We start from the raw sequence: 10,531 nt of genomic DNA, 5'->3' as shown, positions 1-10,531 counted from the left end.
CCGTGCCGGGGCGTCCCTGGGCACCGCCGCCCGCCGGGACGCGCACGGGCCTGCGGGTGCTGGTGCTCGACAACCGCGATTCGTTCACCCTCAACCTCGTCCACGACCTGCTCGCGCTGGGGGCCAGGGTGGACCTGCGGACCGGGGACGAGAGCGCGGGCGCACTGCTGGCCTCCCGCCCGGACGCCGTCCTGGTGGGACCGGGGCCGGGCACCCCCGCCACCAGCGGCTCCACGCTGGAGTTGACCCGCCGCTGCCTGGAGGGAGATGTGCCGCTGCTGGGCGTCTGTCTGGGGCATCAGGCGCTGGGCGAGGTGCTGGGGGGCCGGGTCGAACGGGCCGCCCCGGTCCACGGTCGCCCGGCGGCGGTGCGGCACGCGGGGGCGGGCCTCTTCAAGGGGATCGCGGACGGTGCCCCCTTCGGCCGGTATCACTCGCTGGTGGTGCGCGGCCTGCCGGGCGAGCTGGTCACCGCCCGCAGCGAGGACGGTGAGATCATGGCGCTGGAGGTGCCCGGCCGCCCCGCGTGGGGGGTGCAGTTTCACCCCGAAAGCGTCCTGAGTCCGGCGGGGCGGGTGCTGCTGGGCAACTGGCTGCGGCTGAGCCGGGAGGCGCGGGGGTGAGGCCCCTCCCGTCCGGGGCGCAGGCCCCTGCCTGGCTGCTGGGCGAATCGGCCTTCACCACCGTGCGGACCTGGGACGGAGTGCCGCTGCTGTGGCCGCAACACCTTGCCCGGCTGCGCGGGACGTGCGAGGTGCTGGGCCTCCCCACCCCGGAGGCGGAGCTGCCCCGGCTGGACACGGTGGGCTGGGGCCTGCTGCGCGTCACCGTGACGGCCGAGGGCACCTTCTGGTCCCGGCGACCGCTGGCACCAGGACCGAGGCCGGAGGCAGGCGTCGCCGTGCGGCTCACGGGCGTGCAGGTCCACCCGCAGCTCGCCGGGCACAAGACCGGGAGTTATCTTCCCTACCTGCTCGCGGGGCGGGCGGCCGCCGGGGCCTTCGAGGGCTGGCTCACCGACGGTGCTGGACATGTCGTGGACGGGGGCCGCACCTCGCCGCTGCTGGAGCTGGACGGGCGGCTGGTCGTGCCGTCGGGCGGACTGCCGGGGGTGACCCGCGCGGCTTACCTGACCGGGCACTTCTTCGAAACGCGGCCCGTCGCAGTCACCGAGTTGGCCCAGGTCACCCGCGCCTGGATCTGTGGCAGCGGGGTGGGCGTGGTCCCGGTGCGCCGCCTCATGGGCGAGGGCTGGGAGGTGGACCTGCCCGCCGGGTGGCCCGCCGTGACCGACCGGGCGCTGGTGTGGCCGGGGCCGGAGGAACGTCCCTGGGGCATTTGACCATTTGACGGAAGCAATGGAGTGCGGTTCTGACCCTCTCCCCTGGTGGGTGACTCGCAGAACTGCGAAGCAGAGGGCCTCGCGCAGCAAGGGGTGAGGGGGCCTTGCCGACCAACGCTCCACCCTCCCCCGGACACCCCCGAGAACGGAGAGCCGCCGGGCAAGGCCGGAGCCCCCCACCAACAGAGAAGCGGCGAGGTCTCCCCCACCGCTCCTGCCCTGTTCCCCGCGTCTCAGCGCCCGTCTTGCCCCTCGCGCTCGCTCTGGAGGCGGCCACCGCCCACGGCGTCCTCGAGGCGCAGGGCCCCGTGGCGGCGCATCAGGCTGAGGGCCTCGTCCGCGCGGCGGGTGTCGGGGTCGCGGGCGATCACGAGGACGTGGCCGTCACTCAGCGCGTTCTGGAACCGCTCGGCCTCGGCAGGGGGCACGCCCATGCGGCGCAGCAGCTTGACGTAGTCGCCGTGGTCGCTGCCCGTCAGCGCTCCGAAGATGCCGCCCAGCCCTGCCCCGCCGATCACGCCGAACATGATGGTCAGCAGCCCGCCTTCCTGATAGACGCGCGTTTCGGGAATCCACAGCAGCAGCAGCCAGATGGGCACGGTGAGGGCCAGCCCGGCCAGCGTGCCCCGGACGATGCCGCGAATCACGTTGGCCGACCCGCCCGGCGCGCCCTCCTCGGGGCTGATGCCGGTGGCCTGCGCGAGGTCGTTTTCGGCCACCGCGTCGGTCAGGGCAAAGGCGAGGCGGTCACGGTCGAAGCCCCGGGCCTGAAGGGCACTCAGGGCGCCCTGGGCCGCACGGGGATCACGAAAGAGGGCAACGACGCTTTCCATTCCTCCGGTTTTAGCACGTCCCCGCGCCCTCCGGCGAGGGGGAACAGCGCGGGCGCGGGCCGCCGCCCACCCGCCTGCGCCTGCGGGAGACGGTACGTTCTGCCCAGGGGTCCTTTCCTATACTGCCCGCATGACTGGCGTGGCCGCCCTGACTCTCCCCGGTACCGCTTTCGAGGCGCGGCTGCGCGAGGTGCTGCGTTCGCGCGTGACCTTTATCGAGCTGATCGGAGACGACCTCGTGGCCGCCGGGGGCAAACGGGCCCGCCCCGCCGTGACCCTGCTCGCGGCGCAGGCGCTCGGTGCCCACCCGCAGAGGCCGGAGTGGACGCACGTCACCGACCTCGCTGTGTGCGTGGAGCTGCTGCACTCGGCCTCCCTGCTGCACGACGACCTGATCGACGACGCCGACACGCGCCGGGGCCAGCCCGCCGCCTTCCGGCGCTTCGGCAACGTGGTCAGCGTGATGAGCGGCGACTTCATGCTCTCGCGGCTGCTCACGCTGCTCGCGGGATTGCCGGGGGGTGCGGACCTCACCCGCGCCTTCGGGGACGCCGCCTCGCGCATCTGCGAGGGCGAGGTGCTGCAGTTTCAGGTCGCGGCCTACGGGGACTACGCGCTGGAACATTACCTGGAGGTGATCGGCGGCAAGACGGCGGCGCTGCTCGCGCTGGCCGCCTGCGGTCCCGCGTGGCTGCTGGGCGCTCCGGAGGCACAGCGGGAGGCGCTGGCGACCTTCGGCTGGGAGTACGGCCTCGCCTTCCAGATGCGCGACGACCTGCTGGACCTGACCGGCGACGAGCAGACCCTCGGCAAACCGGTCGGCGGCGACCTGCGCGAGGGCAAGGCCACCCTGCCGGTGCTGGAACTGCTCTCGGGGCCGCACGCCGGGGAAGTGCGCGAGGTCCTCGAACGCCGCGCCGCCCGCCCCGGTGACGTGGGGCGGGTGCGCGACCTCGTGGAGTGCACGGGCGCGGCAGAACGCACCCACGCCGAGATTCGCNTGCTCTCGGGGCCGCACGCCGGGGAAGTGCGCGAGGTCCTCGAACGCCGCGCCGCCCGCCCCGGTGACGTGGGGCGGGTGCGCGACCTCGTGGAGTGCACGGGCGCGGCAGAACGCACCCACGCCGAGATTCGCCGCCGGGCCGGACTCGCCGCCGCCGCGCTGGAAGCCCTGCCCCCCTCCGCCGCCCGCGAGGCGCTGGCCGACCTCGCCCGGCACGAGAGCCGCCGCCGCGCCTGAGCAGGCCCCACCCCCGCCCCACACCGCTGACAGGGACCGCGTCCTGCCGCCCCGGACAATCCCTGAACCGGGTTCAGACCTGGCGGCGTCCCACCTGGCACTTGCCAGGTCAGAGCGGGGCTCACCGTCACCGGGGACGCTGGAACCGCTTCCCCCTTTTGCGCGTGCAGGCGGGCACTTTGCCGAGGTTGACGCCCGCGTGGGACCCCGGTACAACGGGGGCAGCTCCGGCGCCGACGGGGGGCCGGAACCGGGGGGGTGCCCCGGCCGGGCGCGTGTATCCTCGGGCGGACACCGGGACTATCCCCAAAGGAGCGTGATGAGGGCATCAGGACTCAACTGGCAGGGCCTCATGGAGCAACTCCAGGAGGCTTTGCCCCACTGCGAGGTGACCGATCAGTCGCTCGCCTACTTCAAGTATCCCCGGCGCACGGTCGCCGTGAACCTGCCTGTCCGGATGGACGACGGGCGCATTCAGGTCTTCCGGGGCTACCGCACGGTGCATTCCACCGCGCGGGGGCCCAGCATGGGCGGCGTGCGCTTCAAGGCGGGCGTCAGTGCCCACGAGTGCGAGGTGCTCGCCGCCATCATGACCCTCAAGGCGGCGGTCGCGGACCTGCCGCTCGGCGGGGCCAAGGGCGGGGTGGACGTGGACCCGCAGACCCTCAGCCCGCATGAACTCGAGGGCCTGACCCGGCGCTACACCTCCGAACTCGTGGAGCTGATCGGCCCGTCGGAGGACATTCTCGCGCCCGACGTGGGCACCGACACCCAGATCATGGCGTGGATGCTCGACGCCTACGGCGAGAACACCGGTTCGACCCAGGGCGGCATGGTGGTGGGCAAGCCCATTCCGCTGGGCGGCTCCTACGGCAGCAAGGACGCGCGGGGCCGCTCGGCGGCGATGGTGGCCGTGCAGGTCCTTGAAGACCGGGGCGAGAGCCTGCGCGGAGCGCGGGTCGCCGTCTACGGCTTCGGCGACGTGGGCCGCAAGGCCGCGCAGGTCCTGGAGGAACGCGGGGCGCTGGTGATCGCCGTCTCTGACCAGAATGGGGCGTCCTTCGCCAGCGGCGGCCTCGACCTCACGGCGCTCTCGGCGTGGCGCGAGGAACATGGCAGCGTGCAGGGCTTCGCCACCGAGATCCGCCCCGAGGAGGTTGTCGAACTCGACGTGGACATCCTGATGCTGGCCTACGACTACGGCTCGGTAAACGCGGGCAACGCCCACGCGGTCCGTGCCCGCTACGTCGTGGAGGCCACCAACCGGGCAGTCCTGCCCGAGGCCGAGCGCTTCTTGCGGGCGCAGGGCGTGTGCGTGCTGCCCGACCTCGTCGCCAGCATCGGCGGCGTGATCGTGAATTACCTCGAATGGGTGCAGGACGCCAGCAACTTCTTCTGGACCCCGGCCGAGGTCGAGCGTGCCATCGACCTGCGGGTGAACGCGGCCCTGCGGGACGTGACCGCCTTCATGCGGACCCGCGACGTCGACATGCGGACCGCCGCCTACGCGCTGGCCCTGGGCCGACTGCACGAGGCGGCGGTGATGCGCGGCGTGTACCCGTAAGCCAGGTTCCAGGCGCGTCTGTCCAGTGGGCGGCCACGCGCGGGCCGCCCCGCGCGGCGAAGTCGGAACACGCCGCCTCGCCCCCTTTCCCCCCGGAGGCTTTCCTATGACCACCACCCAGGACCCGCAGGCCCAGCCGCCGCAGAACACGCAGCGCCTCGGCCAGCACACCATCCCCAGCTACCTCGACCCCAACAACCTCGGCCCCTACGAGATCTTTCTGGAACAGGTCGAGCGCGTCACGCCGTACCTCGGCAAGCTCGCCTACTGGGTCGAGACCCTCAAGCGGCCCAAGCGCATCCTCGTCGTGGACGTGCCCATCCACCTCGACGACGGCACGGTCGCGCACTTCGAGGGTTACCGGGTGCAGCACAACACCTCGCGCGGCCCGGCCAAGGGCGGCGTCCGCTACCACCAGGACGTGACCCTCTCGGAGGTGATGGCCCTCTCCGCGTGGATGACGGTCAAGAACGCCGCCGTCAACCTGCCCTACGGCGGCGGCAAGGGCGGCATCCGCATCGACCCGCGCAAGTACTCGACCGGGGAACTCGAACGCCTGACCCGGCGCTACACCACCGAGATCGGCCTGATTATCGGGCCGGACAAGGACATCCCCGCACCCGACGTGAACACCGGGCCGCAGACGATGGCCTGGATGATGGACACCTACTCCATGAACGTGGGCCGCACGGCGACCGGCGTGGTGACCGGCAAGCCCGTGACCCTGGGCGGCTCGCTGGGCCGTGCCGACGCGACGGGCCGGGGCGTCTTCGTGACCGGCGCCGAGGCGATGAAGAAGCTCGGGATGCCGATGGAGGGCGCCCGTATCGCCGTGCAGGGCTTCGGCAACGTGGGCGAGGCGGCCTCGCGCATCTTCCACGCGCATGGGGCGAAAATCGTCGCCATTCAGGACGTGACAGGGACGGTCTACAGCGCCGCCGGGATCGATCCGGCGGTGGCCCTCGCGCACCTGCGCCAGACGGGCAAGATCACTGGTCTCCCCGGCACCGACGAGCTGGGCAAGGGCGAATTCTGGGACGTGGACTGCGACGTGCTGATTCCCGCCGCGCTGGAAAAGCAGATCACGCTGGACAACGCCGACCGCATCAAGGCCCGCCTCGTCGTGGAGGGCGCCAACGGCCCCACCATCCCCGCCGCCGACGACCTGCTCGCCGAGCGCGGCGTCACGGTGGTCCCCGACGTGCTCGCCAACGCGGGCGGCGTGACGGTCAGCTACTTCGAGTGGGTGCAGGACTTCTCGTCGTTCTTCTGGACCGAGGAGGAGATCAACAGCCGCCTCGAACGCATCATGGCCGAGGCCTTCCTGAGCCTGTGGGACGTGAAGGAGCGTCACGGCGTGACCCTGCGGACCGCCGTGTACATCGTGGCCTGCACGCGGGTGCTGGAGGCGCGGGCGCTGCGGGGGCTGTACCCGTAATGCGGATTCCGTCTGCTTCGTGAACAAACCCGAACCCGTCGTTCTCCTGCTCGCTCTGCTTCGCAGCTTTTCAAGTCTGCTCGGAGTTCAGGTTCACGCGTGACCCTTTCCATCGGAGTCCGTAGAGGAGCGGCCCCTCGCCACCAGCGCGAAGCTCCAGCATCTGCTGGAGCTTTTTTTGCTGGCAACCGGCTTTGCTGGCAACCGGCGCCCAGAGATAGGCGACTTCCCTACAATGCCCCCCATGACCGACCCCCTCCGAGGCTGGCAGCCCGCGCCCCCCGGCTTCAAACACGTCGTGAGCGTGTCGCTGGGCAACTCCTCACGCAACGCCCGCGAGGAACTGACCATGCTGGGGCAGCCCTTCGTGCTGGAGCGGCTCGGCACGGACGGGGACGCGAAACAGGCGGCCCGGCTGTTCGCCTCGCTCGACGGGCGGGTGGACGCCTTCGGGCTGGGGGGCGCGGACCTGTACGTGATCGCGGACGGGCGGCGCTACACCTTCAGCAATGTCCGCAAGCTGGTGTCGCACGCGCGGCTGACTCCTGTGCTGGACGGCAGCGGCCTGAAAAACACGCTGGAGCGAGACGCTGTCGCGCAGCTCGACCCGGTGGTGGGATGGCGGGGCCAGCGGGTGCTGATGGTGAGCGCGGTGGACCGCTTCGGAATGGCGGAGGCGCTCTCCCAGGCCGGGGCGGACGTGGTATACGGCGACCTGGTGTTCGGGCTGAACGTCAACGTGCCGCTGCGGTCTATCGGGGCCCTGCGGCGGGTGGCGCGGCTGGCGCTTCCGGCGCTGACCCGGCTGCCGCAGGACTGGTTCTATCCCACGGGCGACAAGCAGAACTCCAGCGTGCAGGGCCAGGGCACCCGCTACTACGCCTGGGCCGACGTGATTGCCGGGGACACCCATTACGCCAAGCGCTACGCCCCGCGCGACCTGAAGGGCAAGACGATCCTGACCCAGACCATCACCGAGGCCGACCGCGTCTGGATGGAGGAACGCGGGGTGGCCCGCCTGATCACGACCACCCCACGCATCGGCAAGCGCAACTTCGCGACCAACGTGCTGGAGGCCTTTTTCGTGGCGCTGAGTGGCAAGCGGGAGGCGCTGAGCGAGGCCGAATACCTGCGCTATGTCCGCGAGGTGGGCTTCCGGCCCGAGGTGACGGAACTGGGGCAGGCGGGGGGCGGGCGCGGGCTCCTCACCTCCGGCGCTGTCCCCACCCCACGCCCACATTAGGGGCCGCGTCCTGCCGCGCCGTCCCCATGTCGGCCCCGCCGCGTGACCGTGAGGCCCTCTGAACCTCCCCCTCAGGTCCCGGCAGATGTCCCTCCCTACGCTGAGAGGCAAGGACGTGACCCATGACCCAGCGAGATCCCCGACTTGACCTGATTCCCGACCAGCGCACCCGCATCGACGTGGCGACCTATTCCACCTACGGGGAGGCGCAGCGGGCGGTGGATTACCTCAGCGACCAGAAGTTCCCGGTCGAGCGCACCGCCATCGTGGGCGAGGGCCTCAAGATGGTCGAGCAGGTCACCGGGCGGCTGGACTGGGGCCGGGCGGCGGGGCTGGGCTTCGGGCAGGGCCTCTTTATCGGGCTCTTCGTGGGCCTGCTGTTCGGGCTGCTGGGGCTGGGCGGGGGCAACCTGCTGTTCGCGGTGGGCTACGGCATCTTCATGGGCGGCGTCACCGGACTGCTGTGGGGGGTCGTGGGCTACGCCCTGAGTGGGGGCCGCCGCGACTTCACCTCCGCCTCTGGCATGAGGGCCGACCACTACGTCCTGCTGACCGACCCGGAGGTGGCCGAGCAGGCCCGGACCCTGCTGTCGGCCATGCCCGCCCGGTAATTCCCCCGGCCCTCCGGAAGCCTCCCAGGCCGGGGGGCTTTCTTTGTCCCGCCTGCTGCCACCCGCCCCAGGAACGCGCGGGCGCGGGTAGCATGGACCGCATGACCCAGGCCAGCACCGAGCTTCAGGAACTCATCGCCGAGATGGAACAGCGCCGCCGCAAGGTCGAGGCGGGCGGCGGCCCGCAGCGTCAGGCCAAGCAGCGCGAGGGCGGCAAGCTGACCGCCCGCGAGCGCATCGAGACCCTGCTGGACCCCGGTTCCTTTCTGGAACTCTCGACCTTCGTGGAACACGGCCGCAACCGGCTGATGGACAGCGTCGAGGCCCCCGGTGAGGGCGTCGTGACGGGCCGGGGCACCATTCACGGGCGGCAGGTCTTCGTCTTCAGCCAGGACTTCACGGTGCTGGGCGGCTCGCTGGGCAAGATGAACGCCGCCAAGGTCACCAAGGTGATGGACCTCGCGGCCAAGACGGGCTGCCCGGTGATCGGCCTGAACGACAGCGCGGGCGCCCGCATTCAGGAGGGCGTGGACAGCCTGTCGGGGTACGGCGAGATCTTCTACCGCAACGCCATCTACTCCGGGAGCGTGCCGCAGATCAGCGCGATCCTGGGGCCGTGCGCGGGCGGCGCGGTGTACTCGCCCGCGCTGACCGATTTCGTCGTGATGAGTCAGGGCACGTCCTACATGTTCATCACCGGGCCGGAGGTCATCAAGTCGGTGACCCGCGAGGAGGTCACCTTCGACGGGCTGGGCGGCGCCGACGTGCACACCCGCAAGTCGGGCGTGGCGCACCTGTCGTACGAGGGCGACGAGGCCGTGCTGGCGGGCATCCGCGACCTGCTGACCTACCTGCCGCAGAATGCCCGCGAGGAGGTGCCCGCGCAGCCCTGCGCCGATCCCGCCGACCGCCCCAACCCCCGGCTGCTGGAGATCGTGACGCCGGACCAGCGCAGGCCCTACGACATGCACGCGGTGATCGGGGAACTCGTGGACGAGGGCAGCTTCCTCGAAATCCAGCCGAACTGGGCCAAGAATATGGTCTGCGGCTTCGCGCGGCTGGACGGCCGCAGCGTGGGCATCGTGGCGAACAATCCCAAGGTGATGGCAGGCACGCTGAACATCGACGCTTCCGACAAGGCCGCCCGCTTTATCCGCACCTGCGACTGCTACAACATTCCGATTCTGACCCTGGTGGACGTGACGGGCTTCCTGCCGGGCGTCGCGCAGGAGCACGCCGGGATCATCCGCCACGGGGCCAAGATGCTCTACGCCTACGCCGAGGCGACCGTCCCCAAGATCACCCTGATCACCCGCAAGAGCTACGGCGGGGCGTACCTCGCCATGAACAGCCGCGACATGGGCGCCGACGTGGTGTACGCCTGGCCCACCGCCGCCGTCGCCGTGATGGGTGCGGAGGGAGCGGCCAACATCGTCTACCGCCGCGAGATCGGCAAGTCCGAGAACCCGGAGGCCACCCGCGCCGCCAAGATCGCCGAGTACAGGGAGACCTTCGACAACCCCTACGTGGCCGCTGCCAAGGGCTATATCGACGACGTGATCCCGATGGAGGACACCCGCCGCCGACTCGTCCAGACCTTCGAGATGCTGCGCGGCAAGGAAGAGGCGCGGCCCTACAAGAAGCACGGAAATATCCCGCTCTGAGCGGCTGCCGTCAAGGTGGCCCTGCCCGTTGACCCTCTCCCCTGGCGGGACTCGCAGAGCTGCGTGCAGAGAGGGCCTTGCGCCGCAAGGGAGAAGGGGACCGCTTTCTCCCTTGCCCTCAGCGCGGCCAAACAGAGGGCGCGGCGGGACCAACCTTCCCACCGCGCCCTCCCCTCCTTGATCCCTGAACGCCTCAGCGGGCGCCGAAGTTCTGCACCCAGTAGTGGCGGTAACTGCCACCCTGCGCGTAGCCCACGCCGAGTTCGCGGAAGCCCGGGTTCATGATGTTGCGGCAGTGGCCCTCGCTGGCGAGCCAGCCCGCGACGACCTGCTCCGGGGTGGTCTGCCCGGCGGCGATGTTCTCGCCGATGGTCCGCCACGCGTACCCGGTCACCGAGATGCGCTGCGCCATTGTCCGCCCGTCGAGGCTGGTGTGGCTAAAGTAATTGCGGGTCGCCATGTCGGTCGCGTGGCCCTGCGCGGCCTGCTCAAGCTGTGGGTTGTAGGTCAGCGCCGGGGCCGCCGCGAAGCGGGTCGCGCCGCAGCTGCGGGCCTGGGCACGGGCGGCGTTCGTCAGCTCCAGCACGCGCCCGGCA

The 10,531-nt window shown here is 71.0% G+C and carries 10 protein-coding genes; 8 read left to right on the top strand and 2 right to left on the bottom strand.

The window, feature by feature from the left end:
* A partial coding sequence (locus QOL99_RS11195; RefSeq protein WP_285523883.1) for an anthranilate synthase component II occupies positions 1–623 on the top strand: 623 nt, incomplete at its 5' end.
* Positions 620–1,342, top strand: coding sequence for an aminotransferase class IV (locus tag QOL99_RS11190; RefSeq protein ID WP_285523882.1), 723 nt, complete (start codon positions 620–622; stop codon positions 1,340–1,342). The genes QOL99_RS11195 and QOL99_RS11190, both read left to right, overlap by 4 nt.
* A gap of 233 nt (positions 1,343–1,575) precedes the next feature.
* Here the strand turns inward: QOL99_RS11190 and QOL99_RS11185 are convergent, their stop codons facing one another.
* The gene (locus QOL99_RS11185) at positions 1,576–2,175 is read right to left on the bottom strand and encodes a hypothetical protein (RefSeq protein WP_285523881.1); all 600 of its coding nucleotides are present in this window, start codon (positions 2,173–2,175) and stop codon (positions 1,576–1,578) included.
* Positions 2,176–2,305: 130 nt separating this feature from the next.
* Between QOL99_RS11185 and QOL99_RS11180 the strand changes: the two genes are divergently transcribed.
* The 6 genes from QOL99_RS11180 (at position 2,306) to QOL99_RS11155 (ending at position 9,935) form a co-directional block, all read left to right on the top strand.
* Positions 2,306–3,415 carry a polyprenyl synthetase family protein gene (locus tag QOL99_RS11180; protein ID WP_285523878.1) on the top strand — a complete coding sequence of 370 codons (1,110 nt, stop codon included), beginning with the start codon at positions 2,306–2,308 and terminating at the stop codon, positions 3,413–3,415.
* A gap of 319 nt (positions 3,416–3,734) precedes the next feature.
* Complete coding sequence (locus QOL99_RS11175) at positions 3,735–4,979, top strand: Glu/Leu/Phe/Val family dehydrogenase (protein WP_285523876.1); 1,245 nt, start codon at positions 3,735–3,737, stop codon at positions 4,977–4,979.
* A 106-nt stretch (positions 4,980–5,085) separates the two neighbouring features.
* Positions 5,086–6,417, top strand: coding sequence for a Glu/Leu/Phe/Val family dehydrogenase (locus QOL99_RS11170; RefSeq protein ID WP_285523875.1), 1,332 nt, complete (start codon positions 5,086–5,088; stop codon positions 6,415–6,417).
* A gap of 244 nt (positions 6,418–6,661) precedes the next feature.
* Complete coding sequence (locus QOL99_RS11165; protein WP_285523874.1) at positions 6,662–7,660, top strand: quinate 5-dehydrogenase; 999 nt, start codon at positions 6,662–6,664, stop codon at positions 7,658–7,660.
* A gap of 122 nt (positions 7,661–7,782) precedes the next feature.
* A complete protein-coding gene (locus QOL99_RS11160; protein ID WP_285523873.1) occupies positions 7,783–8,271 on the top strand; it encodes a general stress protein in 489 nt (162 codons plus the stop codon).
* 101 nt (positions 8,272–8,372) lie between these two features.
* Complete coding sequence (locus tag QOL99_RS11155; RefSeq protein ID WP_285523870.1) at positions 8,373–9,935, top strand: acyl-CoA carboxylase subunit beta; 1,563 nt, start codon at positions 8,373–8,375, stop codon at positions 9,933–9,935.
* A 193-nt stretch (positions 9,936–10,128) separates the two neighbouring features.
* Here QOL99_RS11155 and QOL99_RS11150 read toward each other — a convergent pair.
* On the bottom strand, positions 10,129–10,531 hold a 403-nt coding region (locus QOL99_RS11150), incomplete at its 5' end, for a CAP domain-containing protein (RefSeq protein ID WP_285523868.1).

Source organism: Deinococcus rhizophilus (genome assembly GCF_030271215.1).
GTDB classification, from domain to species: domain Bacteria; phylum Deinococcota; class Deinococci; order Deinococcales; family Deinococcaceae; genus Deinococcus; species Deinococcus rhizophilus.
Note: the sequence above shows the minus strand (reverse complement) of the source record. Positions and strands in the feature narration are given on the sequence as shown.

Coding starts and splice junctions, on each gene's coding strand:
- QOL99_RS11185 (WP_285523881.1), bottom strand. CDS start 2,175: ATGGAAAGCGTCGTTGCCCTCTTTCGTGATCCCCGTGCGGCCCAGGGC.
- QOL99_RS11175 (WP_285523876.1), top strand. CDS start 3,735: ATGAGGGCATCAGGACTCAACTGGCAGGGCCTCATGGAGCAACTCCAG.
- QOL99_RS11170 (WP_285523875.1), top strand. CDS start 5,086: ATGACCACCACCCAGGACCCGCAGGCCCAGCCGCCGCAGAACACGCAG.
- QOL99_RS11165 (WP_285523874.1), top strand. CDS start 6,662: ATGACCGACCCCCTCCGAGGCTGGCAGCCCGCGCCCCCCGGCTTCAAA.
- QOL99_RS11160 (WP_285523873.1), top strand. CDS start 7,783: ATGACCCAGCGAGATCCCCGACTTGACCTGATTCCCGACCAGCGCACC.
- QOL99_RS11155 (WP_285523870.1), top strand. CDS start 8,373: ATGACCCAGGCCAGCACCGAGCTTCAGGAACTCATCGCCGAGATGGAA.